Raw genomic sequence first — 16,597 nt, 5'->3', positions numbered from 1 at the left:
CTCAGCAGTTACCACAGGTTTTGCTGGCAATGTTGCAATTCAAAATCACTGTTTCTGTCTGTGGCTCAGAACCCCTTCCATGACCTTTACCGCACGCCCGGATACTGTGACATTGTCTTGCGCGGCTTGCACTGAAATTTCGCTGCGCCGGCCCATATCTTCGCCCTGAATAATTGAAAGTGTCACTGGGGCCCGTTCAATTTTGGCCAGCAAGGCCCCCAATGTGGCACAGGCGCTGCCGGTGGCGGGGTCTTCGGGAATATTGTCGAGTGGTGCAAACATCCGGGCATGTACTATGCCGTTTTCGCGCGTGTAGGCAAATTGAGCAAAATCGAGGCTTGATGGGAAAGCGGCATGTCCTGCACGAAAGGCAGAGACATCGGTTTCAATCGCGCTCAGGGCCTCGCGATCTTTCAGCCGGGTCAAAGTAAAGGGCAGACCTAGAGAGGCCATGGTTGGCGGATGCGTTTCAAAATCAATATCTTGCGTGGAAACACCTAACGCCGCTGCCACGGTTTCCGGATCTGGTTTGGCCAGTATTTCCAGTTGTGCGGATGTGGTGAACGCGGCCATACCTACCTGTACTTTGCAGGGTAGGATCCCGATGCCCAGTTCCAGCATCATCTCGTCTGTACCGCCTATATCGTTGAGGGCCACAGCGGTGCCAATGACTGGATGACCGGCGAAGGGGATTTCCATCGTGGGTGTGAAAATACGCACTCGTGCAGTATTGGTGGCGTCTCCGGGCGGGAAGACAAAGGTTGTTTCGGAGAAATTGAACTCGCGGGCGATGCGCTGAAGGTCGCCTTCCTCCAGTTGTGTTGCATCAGGAATGACGGCTAATGGATTGCCACCAAAGGGTGAATTCGTAAATACATCGTAAACAAAATAGCGCGTCATTATGCGTTGGCCTTTGGCGTGTCTGTCTGGCGTGATGTTTGTGATGGGGTCTCATCAGTGATATCAAAGTCCATCCAAATGGGGAGGTGATCGGAGGCGGCTTGCGCTGGAATGCGTGTCAAAATGCCATGATTTTTCGCGATGACCTTATCGGTGTGGGCAAAGCCGTCCAATGCGGCAATGGGGCGTGGTGCGGGGAAGGTATGGCCGGTGGGCACAAAATCAAAACCTGGCGTCGCCGCGTCCAATGCGGTTTTTGGGCCCCATTCATTGAAGTCCCCAGCAATGATCGTGGGCAAAGGCGGCAGGCGGCGTAGCACGCGAGAGACGGCATTCAGCTGCATCAGGCGGTAGCGCCGCAATAGGCCAAGATGCAGTCCGATCACCCGGATCGGACCTTCCTCTGTGTCCAGATCCGCCCGAATGGCGCCTCGTGGCTCAAGTCCGGGCAAATCCAGCCCCTGCGCTTCAATCACCTGTATCGAAGGGCGCAACAACATCGCATTGCCATGCCAGCCAAGAGAGCCCCGAGGCTGTCCAAAATCTACCGGCACAAGCCCCTTCTTTTCGACCAGATCGCGCGGCAGGGCTGTTGGACGTGGCGGGAGTCGTTTGTCTGCCTCCTGCAACACAACGATATCTGCGCGCAGCGCCCGGATCACCACCATCGAGCGCGCCGGGCGCCGCTGCATATCAATGCCAACACATTTCTGAAGATTGTAACTGGCAATGCGCACGGTGAGCCTGTCTCTGCTGCTGGTGTCTGATCCTGATGATACGTCTTGCTGCGGGTTTGTTAAGTGCCGCAGAAGGTTTGTGTCACTCTTTCTTCGGGTCGTGGCGGCAGGCAATAGCTTTGGTATTGCGGATCCTCCTGATAGGGATCGGCCAAGGCGCGTGCCAATTGGTGGAAGGGTGCAAAATCACCCGCCACTGCGGCGGCAATCATGGCTTCCACCTGATGATTGCGCGGGATGCGCGCCGGATTGGCCGCGGCCATATGCTGTGCCACAGCATCTTCACCGTCCGTGAGCCTTGCCTGCCATTTTGTATGCCAAGACGCAAAACCCTTGTGAGGTATCAGCATCTCCGAACTTTCAGGAGTGCGCGACAAAGATCTGAAACCATTTGTGAAATCAGCCTTTTGCTCTGAAAGGATGGTGAGAAATTCAATGATGAGAGCTTCATCCTGTTCATCTGCTTCTGTGAGCCCCAGCTTGGCGCCAAAACGGGCGCGCCAAGCGCTTCGGATCACATCAGGCATGGCGTTGACCAGATCGGTAAACTCGGCCACCGCAGCGTCGGAATTGTCTTCGAGCGGCAGCAGCGCCGTGGCCAGCTGTGCCATGTTCCAGACGGCGATATCTGGTTGATTTCCATAGGCATAGCGCCCGTCACGATCTATGGAGGAGAACACCTGTCCGGGATGGAATGTATCCATGAAGGCGCAGGGCCCATAGTCGATGGTTTCGCCAGAGATTGTTGCATTGTCGGTGTTCATCACGCCATGGATGAACCCCAATGCCATCCAATGCGCGACAAGTTCTGCTTGTGACTGGATCACGGCCTTTAAAAAATCCGCTGCGCCTGTGGCTTTGGGATAATGACGTGCGATGGCGAACTCCAGCAGCGCGGCCAGCCCCTCTTTGTCTTGCCGTGCGGCCAAAACCTGAAAGGTGCCCACGCGCAGGTGACTGCTTGCCACCCGGGTCAGAACCGCACCGGGCAGAGGGCGTTCGCGGATGACCTCTTCGCCGGTGGTGACGGCGGCTAGCGCCCGGGTTGTTGGCACACCAAGCGCATGCATGGCCTCAGACATGATATATTCGCGCAGTACCGGACCCAGCCAAGCGCGCCCGTCGCCACGGCGGGAGAAAGGCGTGGGTCCAGACCCTTTAAGCTGAATGTCATATCCCCTTGATTCACCAAGCAAAACCGCGCGGCCATCCCCCAGTTGCGGGTTCCAGTTTCCAAATTGATGGCCGGCATAGAGCTGCGCCAGCGGCTCTGCGCCGTCTGGTAGTACATTGCCGGCAAAGACCTTCGCGAGCTGCGCCTCATCTTCTGTACCGGTGATGCCCAAAGTGGCGCCAAGGGGCTGATTATACGCAATCAATTGCGGCGCGCGAACGGGTGTCGGCATTTGACGGGCGTAAAGCCGGTCAGGCAGGCGAACATAGCTGTTGTCAAAAGGAATATGCAGGGTCATGAGGGCAACATAAGCGCGGAGGGGAAAAATGCCACCCCGCGCCTTGTTTCAGCGCAGACGCGTCAGGCGCGTGCCGTGCTCGGCTGCGCGAAAGCCAAGCCGGGCAAACAGCTTGCTGGAGGTGGAAGGGTTTGGAGACCCTTCGACATGGAGCGCCACCACGCCATTGTTTTCAAGCGTTTGGCAGAGGCCAATCAACGCATTGGAAGCCATGCCGCGCCCGCGCACATTGGGGCGAATGAAAACCTCCTCAATCGTGGCGCTCAGCCCCGCAAATGCTATGGACCATGTGAAACTCACAATCACATAGCCTACGGGTGCGCGCCTTGGGCCGATCAGATAGGCAACCCCATAGGGGGAGCCTTCCAAAAGCGGCTGAAGCGCGGTCTGTCGGTGCGTTGCATCCGATATGATTTGGTGTTCCGCGTGAAAGGCCGCTACGAGGGCTTCGAGCTTGGCAAAGTCCTCAGCGGTGGCAAGGTGCAGGGCGCCGGTCATAGGCGGGATAGTCTTTCTGTTAATAGTTTAAAGAAGCCGTCTGCGTCGACATCCCCGATGAAGAGCGCATTGGGGGTACGTTCTGTGACGCCCCACCAGTCGGCGACGGTCATGCCCATGGTGAGCTCAGATTGCGTTTCGATCTCCACATTGATGTGGCGTCCGGAAAAGAGATCTGGCGCGATCAGATAGGCGGTGACGCAGGGATCATGCAGTGGCGCACCTTCGGAGCCATATTTCTCTTTGTCAAATCTCTCAAAGAAATCCGTCATTTCTGCGACGGCTTTGCCAACCTTGGTGCCCAGCGCGCGAAAGGCATCATTGCGCGGTTTCGTCACCAGAACCTTGTGGGTCACATCCAAGGGCATCACCACAATTGATGCGCCAGATTTAAACACAATATCAGCGGCTTGCGGATCAACGTAAATGTTGAATTCAGCAGCAGGTGTGATGTTACCAACTTCAAAATAGGCCCCGCCCATCAGGATGATTTCCTGAACTTTTTCAATGATGTCCGGCGCTTTTGTGAACGCCGTTGCGATATTGGTTAGGGGTCCAAGCGGGCAGAGCGTGACGGTGCCTGTGTCGTGGCTGCGCAGGGTTTCGATGATGAAATCGACCGCATGCTGGGTCTCTACGGTCATGACAGGATCCGGCAGAGCAGGCCCATTGAGACCGGTTTCGCCATGCACATGTTCTGCCGTTACCAGGGCCCGTCCCATTGGGCGATCACATCCCTCATAGACTTTAACGTTTGCTTTACCTGCCAACTCACAGACAATGCGTGCATTTTTTGATGTCAGGGAGAGTGGCACATTGCCTGCTACGGCGGTGATTCCCAAGACATCAATCTCCTCCGGGCTGGCAAGCGCCATAAGGATGGCAACGGCATCGTCCTGCCCCGGATCTGTGTCGATGATGATTTTGCGCGCGCTCATGGTATCCCTCCGATGTCGTGACGGGGCACATTCTCAGGGGGGAGAGCGCTTGTCCAGAAAGGATCGTTTGCGCGTGTTAAAAAGCCAGCGATTTGGTGAAAATCCGCTGAGCTGACCGCCGGGAGGTACTCCGGGTTTTGCCGCAAAAGTCATATTCACTTTTTCGAAGGTGGCTGTTGTTGTGCTGTCTGATCGGGTATCGGTTTGCCGAGAGACCGCATGGGGCGGGCAAGGAGCGGGCAATGGGCATGACGGGAAACAGCATTCTGACACGAGATCTGGTTTTGGTCGGTGGCGGGCATGCCCATGCGCTGGCTTTGCGCATGTGGGCCATGGCCCCGGTGGCTGGGGTGCAGCTGACGCTGATCAATCCGGGCCCGACAGCACCATACTCCGGCATGTTGCCGGGTCATATTGCCGGTCACTACACGCGGGACGCACTGGATATTGATCTTGTGAAGCTTGCGCAATTTGCCGGTGCCCGTTTGATCATGGGCGCTGCAGAGTCTGTCGATCCGGTGGCCAAGACCATCACGGTCACAGGGCGGGGTAAAATTGCCTATGATGTGGCCTCCCTTGATGTGGGGCTGCACGCAGTGACACCCCATCTGGCGGGATTGGTGGAGCATGGCGTTGGCGCAAAACCCTTGGATACCTATGCTGACCGCTGGGCCTCTTTTGTAGCGCAGGTTGCGGCGGGACAGGCCCAGCCGGATGTTGCAGTGATTGGCGGGGGCGTGGCCGGGGTTGAGCTGGCCATGGCCATGGCACATCGCCTTGCTTCCGTCGGAGCCAAAGGCGGCGTCACGGTGATTGAAGCGGAAGGACAGCTTGCGCCGATTATCCCACGCGCGGACCCGGTGCTGCGGGCGGCGATGGCGCGATTGGGCGTCAATGTGGAGACCAATGCCAAGGTCGCAGAAGTCACCCCAGAGGCCGTGATCCTGAGCGATGGGCGCCAAATCTCAGCGGAGCTGACCGTGGCAACAGCAGGCGGGTTTGCCCACCCGTGGGTTGCGCAATCGCCGCTGCCCTGTGATGCAGATGGTTTTGTCAAAGTGGATGCCCAGTTGCGGGTGTTGGGCTGTGAGGGGCTGTTTGCGGTCGGAGATTGTGCGCATCTCACGGCTTCGCCAAGACCCAAAGCCGGGGTGTTTGCTGTGCGGGCCGCGCCTGTGCTGCTGCACAATCTTAAAGCGGAGCTTGCCGGGGGCGCGCCGCGATCCTTCTTGCCGCAGGGGGATTACCTCAAGCTGATTTCATTGGGGGGACAGGAGGCCATGGCGGCCAAATGGGGGCGTTGCCTGTCCAAACCGGCGAAGCGGCTTTGGGCGATCAAGGACCGGATTGATCAGAAATTCATGGCGCAGTTCACCCATTACCCCAACATGGGGGCGTCTCTATCACCAGACCAAGGAGCGGTGGCCCTTGGTGCAGAGGAAACTGCGCAGCAGATGCTGTGTGGCGGCTGTGGGGCCAAGGTTGCCCCGACAGAATTGGCCAAAGCTTTGGCGCAGATGCCACAGAACAGGCGCGCGGATGTCTTGAGCGGCCCCGGAGATGATGCGGCGCAGCTGCGCTTTGGCGATGTGACACAGGTGATCAGTGTGGATCATCTGCGCGGCTTTGTGGCGGATCATGGCTTGGTTGCGCGCATCGCGGCAGTGCATGCCTTGGGGGACATCTGGGCCATGGGCGCGGCACCGCAAAGCGCGCTGATATCGGTGACCCTGCCGCGCATGTCTCCGGATTTGCAGGCCCGTGCCATGGCGGAAATCATGGCGGCAGCAGGGGATGTGGTGCGCCACGCCGGAGCGGACATCGTTGGCGGGCATAGCACCATGGGGGCGGAGCTCAGTATCGGCTTGACCGTGACGGGCGTGTTGGCGCAGGCCGCGATCACAGTTGCAGGGGCGCAGCCCGGCGATGCGCTGATCCTGACGCGCCCGATTGGCTCAGGCACGATATTGGCGGCCTCCATGCAGGGAAAAGCGCGGGGTGCAGATGTGACAGCGCTTCTGGAGCGAATGGCGCAGCCGCAGGGGGATGCGGCGGAATTGTTGCGATCTGCGCATGCGATGACGGATGTAACGGGTTTTGGTCTGGCGGGGCATTTGAGAGCGATCTGTTCAGCCTCTGATGTGGCGGCTGTGTTGGATCTCGCGGCAATCCCGACCTATGCGGGGGCCGAAGCTCTGGCCGCAGAAGGGCATCGCAGCACGATCTATGACGCCAACCGCGCCCATGCGCCGGTGGCTGGGGGTGTTGGACCAAAGGTCGCGCTGTTGCATGATCCGCAGACAGCGGGCGGGCTTCTTGCAGCGGTTGCGCCTCAGGCGGCCGAAGAGTTGCGCATAAAGCTGCGCGCGGCGGGGCATGAGGCAGCCGTGATTGGTCAGCTTGAGGCCGGTCCAGTGGGGCTGCGCTGTTTGTGAAGGTGGGCCGCTTATGCGTCTGCCTGTTGTCGCGCGATGATCTTTGATGCGGTCTGTGCCAATGTGGCATCGCTGAGATCCTTAAGGAACAGCTCTTGGGCCTTGGCAGCATGGTTGCGGGAGATGCGCCGATACCTCGGGTCATAATGGGTTTCAATCAAGGCCCGCGTGAGGGTTTGGTAATCCTGCGCCGCCACCAAAGCCTTCCATTGCGTGACACAGTCATGACCGTGGTAGCTTGTCAGCTGCTCCAGCACCTGAAGCAGTTTGTCGGTGTCCGCGCGCATGTCGGGGTAGGCTGTGATGAGATGGGCCACACGCGCGTCAAGCGGCGCATTGAGACGCAGGGTTGGGGCAGCGATCATGGCTTGCCAGAGGCTGGGCGGCAGGATCAGGCGGCCAATTTTGGAGCTTTCCGCCTCCACATAGACCGGACGGGCCGGATCAATTCCCGCGATCCCCATGGCGAGCCTGCTTTCAAAGGCTTTTTGGCTGGGCTGATTTGCGCCCATGGGTCCAAAAAGACTGCCACGGTGTTCTGCCATGGCTTCCAGATCCAGCGTCTGTGCGCCTTGTTGAGCAAGGTGATCCAGTAGGCGGGTTTTGGCGGTGCCGGTGCCACCGTCGATCAGCACAATGGGGCAGGGCATGCGCCCATCATAAAGGGCTTTGGAGACAAGGCGGCGATAGGCCTGATAGCCACCCTCCACCGTGTCTGCGCGCCAGCCGATCTGTTTGAGTATGATCGCCACTGAGCCAGAGCGTTGACCGCCCCGCCAGCAATACACCAGTGGCCGATAGCTGCCGTCCCGTTCTGCCAGCGGCCCTTCCAGATGTGCCGCCATATTGCGAGAGACGATTGCCGCGCCAATCTTGCGGGCTTTGAAGGGGCTGTCCTGAACATAGATGGTGCCAACTTTTGCCCGCTCTGCATTGGACATCGCAGGCAGATTGATGGCGCCGGGGATGTGGTCTTCGGCAAATTCCGCAGGCGAGCGCACATCAATGATCTCATCAAATGGCAATGTGGCGAGATCGGAGAGTTGAGTCAGCGTGAGGGGCATGTGCACATCCGGATTGAGATGCGCATTGCATAGCGTGAACTGCTTCTCCGAGCCAGTGTTTCTGAGGGGCAAAACGCCCCGCAGTCGAGAGAATGCCAGAAGCTACTCTTGAACCATTTTAGTAGGCCACCATTGTCAGTAGATCATATTCGGCAATTTTTTCATCGTCTTGATTGAGCGCGGTCACATGCCAGCGGACTTCGCCGTAATCTGCGTTGCGTTTTGTCTTGTGTTTGACGGTCAGGCGTACCTTGATGTGGTCTCCGGCAACCACAGGCTTCATAAAACGCAGGCTGTCCAACCCCGTATTGGCCAGAACGGGCCCTTCATTGGGCTCCACAAAAAGCCCGGCTGCGAAAGACAGGAGCAGATAGCCATGGGCCACACGCCCCGGAAAAAACGGATTTCGCTTGGCGGCCTCCTCATCCATATGGGCGTAGAATGTGTCGCCGGTGAATTTTGCAAAATGCTCGATGTCATCCAGCGTGATTTCGCGCGCGGACGAATGCAACGTCTCTCCAACGGCCAATTCGCCAAAGCGTCGCGTGAACGGATGTGTCTCTGCGTCGATTTCCTGCGCGCCTGGATGCCAATGTCCGGTGATTGCGGTGAGCATGTCAGGACTGCCTTGTAGGGCTGTGCGCTGCATATAGTGTTTTACCGCGCGAATGCCGCCGAGTTCTTCGCCGCCGCCCGCGCGTCCGGGGCCGCCATGTACCATATGGGGCAGGGGGGCGCCGTGCCCTGTCGCCTCTTGCATGCTGTCTCGATTGTTGAGGTAGAGGCGACCATGAAATGCGCCGATGCCCAGCGTCAGGGCGCGCGCCACGTCTGTGTCATGTGTGATGACAGAGGCAACAAGTGAGCCTTGCCCCTTGTTGGCCAGTGTGACGGCGTGATCCAGATCCTGATATCCCATAACAGTGGACACCGGGCCGAAGGCCTCTGTGGTATGACTATGAGTGGCGGTGTCTGGCGTGGCACAGTGAAACAGCAGGGGGGAGACAAAGGCACCCTTGTCAGGATCTGCACCAGCTACCGAGACCACTTCTCTATTGCCAAAAACCTGGTCTGCTTCTGTTGCCAGTAGGGCCGCCTTTGCCAGTACATCGCGTTTTTGGTCTAGGGATACCAGTGGCCCCATGTCTGTGCTTGGCAATCGCGGATCCCCGATCTGAATTTTGGCAAGCCGTGTGGACAGGGCCTCTATCACGGCATCCGTGTCGCTGTGAGGGACGATGATACGTCGAATGGCTGTGCATTTTTGCCCGGCCTTTGTGGTCATTTCTCGGCTCACCTCTTCGATGAAGAGGTCAAATTCTGGCGTTCCGGGCGCAGCATCCGGTCCCAGAATAGAGGCATTGAGACTGTCGGCCTCTGCTGTGAAACGCACAGCGTTGGCGATGATCCGGGGGTTTGCACGGAGTTTTTGTGCTGTCTGAGCTGCGCCCGTAAAGGCCACTGCGTCCTGACAGGTGAGATGATCAAGCATGTCGCCCAATCCGCCGCAGACCAATTGTAACGCACCATCTGGCAGAATGCCGCTTTCGATGATGAGACGCACGCAGAGTGCGGTCACATAGCATGTGTTGGTGGCGGGTTTTACGATGGCTGGCACGCCGGCCAGCAATGTGGGCGCAAGTTTTTCCAACATGCCCCAAACAGGAAAGTTGAAGGCATTGATATGCACCGCCACACCTTGCAGCGGGTTGCAGATGTGACGCCCCATAAAGGTGCCGTTGCGGGACAGTTGTTCGGCCTCGCCGTCCAGATAGACGCAGCTGTCGGGCATTTCTCGACGCCCCTTGGAGGCGTAAAGGAGCATGGTTCCGATGCCACCATCGATATCAATTAGATGATCGGTTTGGGTGGCGCCTGTGTTGAAAGAGGCAGAATAGAGTACTTTGCGATGCTCTCTCAGATGAAGCGCCAGCGCTTTGAGCATGCGCGCCCGGTCATGAAATGTCATCTTTCGCAAAGCCGGGCCGCCGAGGGTGCGCCCATAGTCGAGCATGTTCTGCACGTTCAAAGCGTCATTTCCGGCGGTGGCGATGACATCACCGGTGATGGCTGAGGCGATGCTGCGTGCGCCGCTACTTGGAGCAATCCAATCGCCGGCCGCAAAGCTTGAAACGAACTGAACGGACATCTTTCTCTCCCTCAAAGTCTCCCTGAAACATTTATTGACCAACCGTTCGGTTTATGCAAGCTGAGAGGTGAGGAGAACATGATGGGAGGTCTGGATGACGCCAAAACAGCGCGCCGAACAAAGCGCCGCGGCCCTTTGGGCGGCGGATCATGTCAGCCAAAATTTGGGGTTTGAGATCATCAATGTGGAGGAAGGTCAGGCAGCCCTGAGAATGGTTGTGAGGGAGGCGCATTGCAATGGCCATGGCATCTGCCATGGCGGGATCACCTTTACACTTGCGGACAGCGCCTTTGCCTTTGCCTGCAACAGTCGCAATCAGGCAACCGTGGCGCAGCACAATAGCATTACCTATCTGGCTGCGGCGCAGATGGGAGATGTTTTGACCGCGGTCGCGCAGGAGGTGTGCCTGAGTGGGCGGAGCGGGATCTATGACGTGCGTGTGAGCAATCAGGAAAACGTGGCCATTGCGGTTTTTCGGGGCGCATCGCGCCAGATCAAAGACACCGTTTTCAAAGAATAACATACGTTTGGGGAGGACGTTATGAAAGATCTGTCACCACGCAAGGACGAGCTGGATCCGATCGAAATTGCTTCGATTGATGAAATTCGCACCCTTCAGTTGCAGCGGCTGAAGTGGTCGCTTGCGCATGCCTATGAGAATGTGGAGTTGTATCGTAGGCGGTTTGATGCGGCGGGTGTGCATCCCGACGATCTCCGAACCCTCACAGATTTGGCAAAGTTCCCGTTTACTTACAAAGACGATCTGCGGGACAGCTACCCCTTTGGGATGTTTGCCGTACCACGGGCACAGATTGCCCGTCTTCATGCCTCTTCTGGCACAACCGGAAAACCCACTGTGGTGGGGTACACGCGGCGGGATATTGACACATGGGCTGATCTGATGGCGCGCAGTTTGCGGGCGTCTGGGCTGCGGGCGGGCAACATTATTCACAACGCATATGGCTATGGCCTGTTCACCGGTGGTTTGGGCGCGCACTATGGGATTGAGCGGCTTGGGGCCACAGTGGTACCCATGAGTGGGGGGCAGACCGAGAAACAAGTGAGGTTGATCACCGATTTTCGTCCAGACGGCATCATGGTCACACCGAGCTATATGCTCAATATTCTGGAGGCGTTTCACAAAGCTGGCCTGGATCCGCGGGACACCAGCCTGTCCGTTGGCGTTTTTGGAGCAGAACCCTGGACAGATGCGATGCGCAAAGAAGTGGAAGATGCCTTTGATATGCATGCGGTGGATATCTATGGGTTGAGTGAAATCATGGGGCCTGGCGTGGCCAATGAATGCGTGGAGACCAAAGATGGGCCTGTGATCTGGGAGGATCACTTCTATCCCGAAATCATCAACCCGGAAACGGGGGAGGTGTGTGAGGATGGTGAGATGGGGGAACTTGTCTTCACAACATTGACCAAGGAAGGGTTGCCGATGATCCGCTACCGTACGCGGGATCTGACGCGCTTGTTGCCGGGGACAGCACGCACGATGCGCCGTATGGAGAAAATCACCGGGCGCAGCGATGACATGATCATTCTGCGCGGCGTGAATGTTTTTCCAAGTCAGGTAGAAGAGCAGGTGATCGCAACCGGAGGTCTGGCCCCATACTATCAGATCGAGCTTTACAGCGCAGGGCGGATGGATGCGATGCGTGTGCATGTGGAGGCGGTGCCAGCGGCGGCGGACGAATTGAGCAAAACAGCTGCCGCGCGGATGTTGACCAAACATATCAAGGACATTATCGGCATTTCCGCCGAGGTTGTCGTTGGTGCACGCGGGGATGTCGAACGATCACAGGGCAAGGCCAAGCGTGTCGTCGACAACAGACATAGAGGATAAACCATGGCGCGGACCATTGCCAAAGACCATGATCAGAAGCGTGCGCATATTCTGAAGGCGGCCGCACGGGTCTTTGCGGAACAGGGCTTTGATCGGGCCTCTATGGCGGTGCTGGCCAAGGAATGCGGAATCTCAAAGGCCAATATTTATCACTACTATGATGGCAAAGATGCGCTGCTCTTTGATGTTTTGGACAATTATTTGCGTGCGTTGCGGGATCGTTTGTGCGGGCTGGACCTGAGCGGGCTGGCCGCACCTGCGCAACTACGCCTTGTGCTGCGGGAGATCCTGCTGGCGTATCAGGGCGCAGACGACGAACATCGGGTGCAAAGCACAGCCATGCGCGCGTTGTCTGAGGAGCAACAGGCCATTTTGCGTGACTATCAGCGTGACCTTGTTCAGTTGGTGAACGGCGTTGTCACAGCCAATGCACCAGGTGTTTTTGATCATGACAACCAGCGCTTGCGAGAGGTCACGATGTCGATCTTTGGTATGCTGAACTGGCACTATATGTGGCAGGGCGATGCGGATACCGATGCGCGTGAACGATATGCAGATCTGGTGGCCGATTTGATCCTTGGGGGTGTGCGCAATACGCCACAGTGAAAGCAAATTGCATCGCCAAGAAAGAGAATGATTTTCTCTACCATTTGGTTAAATTGTATTACATCAAATATTGAGAATGTATTTTAAGGTAGAGTTATGAAAAAGCATATTTTTGCTGCGGCTGTTGTATCCCTTGTTTCCGGTGGTGCTGCCGTAAATGCAGAGCCGGCATTTGGTTTTGGCCTGAGCTATGTTTTTGGTGGCGATTGGGCCTTGGGTGTCCGCGTGTTCCATGACAACGAGCCAGATGAAATGAAACTAGCCTTGGGCGCGGACTATAAATTCGGATCCCGTGCTTTCCGCCCGACCGTTGGGGTCGCCTATTTGGCCGAAGACTATTATCTGGATCTCAGCCTCGGGTATGACACGGGCAAAAAAGCTCTGGACTATGGGCTGGGTCTTGGGGCGTCCTTTGAGACAGAAGAACCGGCAAGCGATGGTTCTCCGGATGTGGATCCAACCAGCGACCCAACGACCGATCCAACCGGGTGTGAGGCATCTCCAATCGGTCTGAGCGCGGCCTGCATCAACTGATCAAAAGGCTTGCACAATGCGTGCCATAGGTATGACCCTGTTAGATGCATATCCGCTGAGCGGATGAAACCGGGGCATGCCTTCCAGTTACTATAGCGTTTCGGGCTCAACTTGAGACACGAATACCCTGCCATGCCAACGGCATCCTCGGGACATTCGCGTTACGAGATGATTCAGGTAAAAACCCGAAGCGCTTTAGATATCGGATTGAATAGGTGAAGTCACTCTGATTAGAAAAACGCTTCTTTTTGTGGTACAGTAATCCCGTACTGATGTTTGATTTGGGATTTATTTATGAAAAAACTTATTAAATTTGGCGCGTTAACCGCAGCGTTTTTGTCTGGAGGTGTCGCGCATGCCGAGCCCGCTTTTGGTGTGGGGGTATCCTACGTGTTTGGTGGGGATTTCGCACTTGGGTTTCGTATTTTTCACGATAATGAGCCCGACAGTGCGGTGCTTGCACTCGGAGCCGACTACAAGTTCAGATCGCAGTCTTTCCGCCCAACGGTAGGTGTCGGATATCTGGATGAAGACTATTATCTGGATTTCAGTTTAGGCTATGACACGAAGTCTCAGTCACTAGATTATGGCGTGGGTGTGGGTGGTGCTTTTGAAACCGAGGAAGAGAGCGGCGGCTCGTCGCCTGATACGGTCCCAACCACAGAGTTTTAAAAGAGGAATGGCGTTTAGGGCCGGATGTTCTCCGGCCCTTTTGCTGCGTGAGGCTTTTCATTTGGGGGGCGGAAGAGAGGGCAGCTCATTGGTCGAAGGTAATGCTGACCTTATCACTCAACACATAGGTCTGACAGGACAGAACGTAGCCCTTTTCCACTTCATAGTCTTCCAGCGCGTGGTTGGTATGCATGTCTACTTCGCCCTTTAACACGCGACATTTGCAGGTTGAGCAGACACCCGCTTTGCAAGCGTAAGGTGCGTCAAGTGCATTCGCGCGCGCCGCATCCAACAATGTGGTGGCATGATCCATCTGCAGTGTTTGGGTGGCACCATCCAGTGTGATTTTGACGTCTACAGCCTTGTTTGAGGGGGCGCTGCCTGTGGCGCGGTATTTGGCGCGACCGGGTTGGCCGGAAGCGAACAGTTCATATTTGATCTGCGCCTCAGGCAGCCCATGCGCCTTCAGCGCTGCGACAATGGCGTGCAGCATTGGCTCAGGACCGCAGATGAAAGCAATATCGACGCTGTTGATATCAATCCAGCCACTTGCAAAGAGCTGCGCACATTTGTCTTGGCTGACCAGCCCGGAGAAAAGCTCTATATCCTGCGCATCGGTTTCAAGGATATGGATCACCGTGAAGCGCCCCATGTAGGTGTTTTTAAGATCTTCCAGTTCCTCACGGAACATGATCGTGCTCACGGCCTTGTTTGCATAGACCAGCGTAAAGGAGGCCTGAGGCTCCCGCGCTAAAGTTGTTTTGATCAGCGACAGAAGAGGCGTGATCCCAGAGCCGCCTGCAAAGCCGAGATAGGTTTTGTCAGAGGCCGTGTCCAGCGGGGTAAAGAACCGGCCCATCGGCGGCATGGCCTGCAGTGTGTCCCCGACTTTTAGATCGGTATTGGCCCATGTTGAAAAGGCCCCGCCATCTACGCGCTTTATGCCGATTTGGAGGAGGCCGTCGTCTTTTCCAGCGCAAATAGAATAGGAGCGCCGCAGTTCCTCACCGTCGAAATCTCGCTTGAAGGTCAAATACTGGCCCTGCGTGAAGTCAAAGGCTTCTTGCGCGTCCTCTGGTGGCGACAGTGTGATGACCACCGCATCCCGGATGGTCTTGCGAACGTCGGTGACTTCGAGATCATGAAAATGCGCCATGGTTGGGCTCCTCAGATGCACTTGAAATAGTCAAACGGCTCAAGGCAGGCTCTGCAGCGCCATTGTGCCTTGCAAGGCGTTGAGCCGAATTGGCTCATCTTTTCAATGTTGTGACTGTCGCAATTTGGGCAGGCTTTGGGCCCTCCGGCGGGCTCAGGAGGGGCAATGCCATAAGCTTTGAGTTTTTTGCGGCCTGCTTGTGTCATCCAGTCTGTGGTCCAGGCTGGGCTGAGCTGACGTCGCAATTTGAGCTTTTCCACGCCGTGCCCACGCAGAGCGTTTTCGATGTCCATATTGATGATGCTACTGGCGGGGCAGCCGGAATAGGTCGGTGTGACTGTCACAATCAGCGTATCGCCTTCGTAGGCAACATCACGGATAATGCCAAGATCAGTCAGGGAAATCACGGGTATCTCCGGATCAGGAATGGCGTGCAGCCAATCCCAGATTTTGGCGATATCGGGGGATTGCGCGACAGTTCCGTGGCTTTCCTGTCTCACAAAGTGTCTTTCAGATCTGAGGGAGGAGGGGATCACCATGTCGCCCCCGGATAGGCTCGCTGAAGCCACTGCATCTGGGTGAGCAAATGTCCCAGATGTTCGGTGTGGGTTTGGCCCGTGCGCCCGCCTTTGTGGGCGAAGCTGCTGTGCGGGATGGTGAGCGTGGCTTTGCCAAGAACTTGACCAACCAGTGCATCGTACTCGGCACGCAAGCTGGCAGGATCGGGGGCAATGCCGGCTTGTGCCAGTGCGGCGTCAATGTCATCGCTGTCAAACATCTCGCCAACGTAAGGCCACAGGCGGTTGAGCGCCGTCTGCATCCGGTTGTGACTTTCCTCTGTGCCATCCCCAAGCCCCACCACGGTATCGGCAGAGCGTTCCACGTGGTAAGCGGCTTCTTTACTGGCCTTTTCGGCAATTTCCGAAATGCGCAGGTCGCCGGAAGACACCAGTCGAGGCAATAGGATGGAATGGTAAGCGTCAAACAAGAATTGGCGCATGATCGTCTGCCCGAAGTCGCCATTTGGCAGCTCCACCAACAACAGATTGCGGAAATCCCATGCGTCACGCAGGAAGGCCAGATCATCTGCGCTCTTGCCATCCCCGATCACCTCAGCTGCATAGCCAAGCCAAAGTTGTGTTTGTCCAATCAGATCCAGTGCAGTGTTCGCAAGGGCAATATCTTCTTCAAGAACCGGGGCATGGCCGCACCATTCAGATGTGCGGTGGCCAAGGATCAGGGTGGTGTCCCCCATGCGCAGCAGGAATTCCGCAAGATAGGTTTTTTCGACAGCCATCACATGTGTCCCACATCGTCGGGGATGTCATAGAAGGTGGGGTGTCGATAGACCTTGCTTTCGGACGGCTCATAAAGAGGCCCCTTGTCTGATGGGGAGGAGGCAGCAATGTTATTGGCCTCCACCACCCAGATCGACACACCTTCGTTGCGACGGGTGTAGACATCACGGGCGTTTTTGATTGCCATTTCCGCGTCTGGGGCATGCAGGCTGCCGACATGACGATGGCTCAGGCCGTGCTGGCCGCGAATGAAGATTTCCCAGAGGGGCCATTCTTTGCTCATGGG

At 56.8% G+C, this 16,597-nt stretch carries 17 protein-coding genes; 6 read left to right on the top strand and 11 right to left on the bottom strand.

Translation table 11 applies throughout. The features are described 5' to 3' along the window. Nucleotides 1-45: 45 nt before the first annotated feature. The 5 genes from J7382_RS05895 to J7382_RS05875 are packed head-to-tail and all read right to left on the bottom strand — an operon-like array spanning nt 46 to nt 4,545. A complete protein-coding gene (locus J7382_RS05895) occupies nt 46-900 on the bottom strand; it encodes a PhzF family phenazine biosynthesis protein (RefSeq protein WP_209067959.1) in 855 nt (284 codons plus the stop codon). Next, nucleotides 900-1,637, bottom strand: coding sequence for an endonuclease/exonuclease/phosphatase family protein (locus tag J7382_RS05890; RefSeq protein ID WP_348540008.1), 738 nt, complete (start codon nt 1,635-1,637; stop codon nt 900-902). The genes J7382_RS05895 and J7382_RS05890 overlap by 1 nt, the downstream gene beginning before the upstream one ends. A 59-nt stretch (nt 1,638-1,696) precedes the next feature. Continuing rightward, nucleotides 1,697-3,109, bottom strand: a complete 1,413-nt coding sequence (locus J7382_RS05885; RefSeq protein ID WP_209067958.1) for a protein adenylyltransferase SelO — start codon at nt 3,107-3,109, stop codon at nt 1,697-1,699. 48 nt (nt 3,110-3,157) lie between these two features. Then, nucleotides 3,158-3,607, bottom strand: coding sequence for a GNAT family N-acetyltransferase (locus tag J7382_RS05880; RefSeq protein ID WP_209067957.1), 450 nt, complete (start codon nt 3,605-3,607; stop codon nt 3,158-3,160). After that, nucleotides 3,604-4,545: a nucleoside hydrolase gene (locus J7382_RS05875; protein ID WP_209067956.1), complete on the bottom strand. Its 942-nt coding sequence runs from the start codon at nt 4,543-4,545 to the stop codon at nt 3,604-3,606. Before J7382_RS05875 ends, J7382_RS05880 begins: the two co-directional genes overlap by 4 nt. Nucleotides 4,546-4,787: 242 nt before the next feature. Between J7382_RS05875 and selD the strand changes: the two genes are divergently transcribed. Continuing rightward, complete coding sequence (gene selD / locus J7382_RS05870) at nt 4,788-6,980, top strand: selenide, water dikinase SelD (protein WP_348540007.1); 2,193 nt, start codon at nt 4,788-4,790, stop codon at nt 6,978-6,980. 11 nt (nt 6,981-6,991) lie between these two features. Here the strand turns inward: selD and mnmH are convergent, their stop codons facing one another. Further along, the gene (gene mnmH / locus J7382_RS05865) at nt 6,992-8,044 is read right to left on the bottom strand and encodes a tRNA 2-selenouridine(34) synthase MnmH (protein ID WP_209067955.1); all 1,053 of its coding nucleotides are present in this window, start codon (nt 8,042-8,044) and stop codon (nt 6,992-6,994) included. A 118-nt stretch (nt 8,045-8,162) separates the two neighbouring features. Next, a complete protein-coding gene (gene paaZ / locus J7382_RS05860) occupies nt 8,163-10,193 on the bottom strand; it encodes a phenylacetic acid degradation bifunctional protein PaaZ (protein ID WP_209067954.1) in 2,031 nt (676 codons plus the stop codon). Nucleotides 10,194-10,287: 94 nt separating this feature from the next. Here paaZ and paaI point away from each other — a divergent pair, with 94 nt between their 5' ends. The 5 genes from paaI to J7382_RS05835 all read left to right on the top strand — a co-directional run bounded on the left by paaI (nt 10,288) and on the right by J7382_RS05835 (nt 13,857). Beyond that, nucleotides 10,288-10,713: a hydroxyphenylacetyl-CoA thioesterase PaaI gene (gene paaI, locus J7382_RS05855; protein ID WP_209067953.1), complete on the top strand. Its 426-nt coding sequence runs from the start codon at nt 10,288-10,290 to the stop codon at nt 10,711-10,713. Between the two features lie 21 nt (nt 10,714-10,734). Then, a complete protein-coding gene (gene paaK / locus J7382_RS05850) occupies nt 10,735-12,045 on the top strand; it encodes a phenylacetate--CoA ligase PaaK (RefSeq protein WP_209067951.1) in 1,311 nt (436 codons plus the stop codon). A gap of 3 nt (nt 12,046-12,048) precedes the next feature. Then, complete coding sequence (locus J7382_RS05845) at nt 12,049-12,651, top strand: TetR/AcrR family transcriptional regulator (protein ID WP_209067950.1); 603 nt, start codon at nt 12,049-12,051, stop codon at nt 12,649-12,651. Nucleotides 12,652-12,747: 96 nt separating this feature from the next. Further along, complete coding sequence (locus J7382_RS05840) at nt 12,748-13,185, top strand: hypothetical protein (RefSeq protein WP_209067949.1); 438 nt, start codon at nt 12,748-12,750, stop codon at nt 13,183-13,185. A gap of 294 nt (nt 13,186-13,479) precedes the next feature. After that, the gene (locus J7382_RS05835) at nt 13,480-13,857 is read left to right on the top strand and encodes a hypothetical protein (protein WP_209067948.1); all 378 of its coding nucleotides are present in this window, start codon (nt 13,480-13,482) and stop codon (nt 13,855-13,857) included. Nucleotides 13,858-13,942: 85 nt separating this feature from the next. Here the strand turns inward: J7382_RS05835 and J7382_RS05830 are convergent, their stop codons facing one another. From J7382_RS05830 to paaB, 4 genes are read right to left on the bottom strand one after another with little or no spacing between them, the layout of a single operon-like run. Continuing rightward, nucleotides 13,943-15,013 (bottom strand): 2Fe-2S iron-sulfur cluster-binding protein, encoded by a 1,071-nt coding sequence (locus tag J7382_RS05830; RefSeq protein WP_209067947.1) that lies wholly within the window; start codon nt 15,011-15,013, stop codon nt 13,943-13,945. A gap of 11 nt (nt 15,014-15,024) precedes the next feature. After that, nucleotides 15,025-15,513 (bottom strand): 1,2-phenylacetyl-CoA epoxidase subunit PaaD, encoded by a 489-nt coding sequence (paaD, locus tag J7382_RS05825; protein ID WP_348540006.1) that lies wholly within the window; start codon nt 15,511-15,513, stop codon nt 15,025-15,027. 32 nt (nt 15,514-15,545) lie between these two features. After that, nucleotides 15,546-16,310: a 1,2-phenylacetyl-CoA epoxidase subunit PaaC gene (gene paaC / locus J7382_RS05820; RefSeq protein ID WP_209067944.1), complete on the bottom strand. Its 765-nt coding sequence runs from the start codon at nt 16,308-16,310 to the stop codon at nt 15,546-15,548. Next, nucleotides 16,310-16,594 carry a 1,2-phenylacetyl-CoA epoxidase subunit PaaB gene (gene paaB, locus J7382_RS05815; protein WP_209067942.1) on the bottom strand — a complete coding sequence of 95 codons (285 nt, stop codon included), beginning with the start codon at nt 16,592-16,594 and terminating at the stop codon, nt 16,310-16,312. Before paaB ends, paaC begins: the two co-directional genes overlap by 1 nt. Nucleotides 16,595-16,597: the final 3 nt, after the last annotated feature.

Origin of the sequence: Shimia sp. R11_0 (assembly GCF_017744035.1) — a bacterium.
GTDB classification, from domain to species: domain Bacteria; phylum Pseudomonadota; class Alphaproteobacteria; order Rhodobacterales; family Rhodobacteraceae; genus Shimia; species Shimia marina.
The sequence above is the reverse complement of the archived record's forward strand: the minus strand, read 5'-3'. Positions and strand labels throughout refer to the sequence as shown.

Coding starts and splice junctions, on each gene's coding strand:
- J7382_RS05895 (WP_209067959.1), bottom strand. CDS start 900: ATGACGCGCTATTTTGTTTACGATGTATTTACGAATTCACCCTTTGGT.
- J7382_RS05885 (WP_209067958.1), bottom strand. CDS start 3,109: ATGACCCTGCATATTCCTTTTGACAACAGCTATGTTCGCCTGCCTGAC.
- J7382_RS05880 (WP_209067957.1), bottom strand. CDS start 3,607: ATGACCGGCGCCCTGCACCTTGCCACCGCTGAGGACTTTGCCAAGCTC.
- J7382_RS05875 (WP_209067956.1), bottom strand. CDS start 4,545: ATGAGCGCGCGCAAAATCATCATCGACACAGATCCGGGGCAGGACGAT.
- selD (WP_348540007.1), top strand. CDS start 4,788: ATGGGCATGACGGGAAACAGCATTCTGACACGAGATCTGGTTTTGGTC.
- mnmH (WP_209067955.1), bottom strand. CDS start 8,044: ATGCCCCTCACGCTGACTCAACTCTCCGATCTCGCCACATTGCCATTT.
- paaZ (WP_209067954.1), bottom strand. CDS start 10,193: ATGTCCGTTCAGTTCGTTTCAAGCTTTGCGGCCGGCGATTGGATTGCT.
- paaI (WP_209067953.1), top strand. CDS start 10,288: ATGACGCCAAAACAGCGCGCCGAACAAAGCGCCGCGGCCCTTTGGGCG.
- paaK (WP_209067951.1), top strand. CDS start 10,735: ATGAAAGATCTGTCACCACGCAAGGACGAGCTGGATCCGATCGAAATT.
- J7382_RS05845 (WP_209067950.1), top strand. CDS start 12,049: ATGGCGCGGACCATTGCCAAAGACCATGATCAGAAGCGTGCGCATATT.
- J7382_RS05840 (WP_209067949.1), top strand. CDS start 12,748: ATGAAAAAGCATATTTTTGCTGCGGCTGTTGTATCCCTTGTTTCCGGT.
- J7382_RS05835 (WP_209067948.1), top strand. CDS start 13,480: ATGAAAAAACTTATTAAATTTGGCGCGTTAACCGCAGCGTTTTTGTCT.
- J7382_RS05830 (WP_209067947.1), bottom strand. CDS start 15,013: ATGGCGCATTTTCATGATCTCGAAGTCACCGACGTTCGCAAGACCATC.
- paaC (WP_209067944.1), bottom strand. CDS start 16,310: ATGGCTGTCGAAAAAACCTATCTTGCGGAATTCCTGCTGCGCATGGGG.
- paaB (WP_209067942.1), bottom strand. CDS start 16,594: ATGAGCAAAGAATGGCCCCTCTGGGAAATCTTCATTCGCGGCCAGCAC.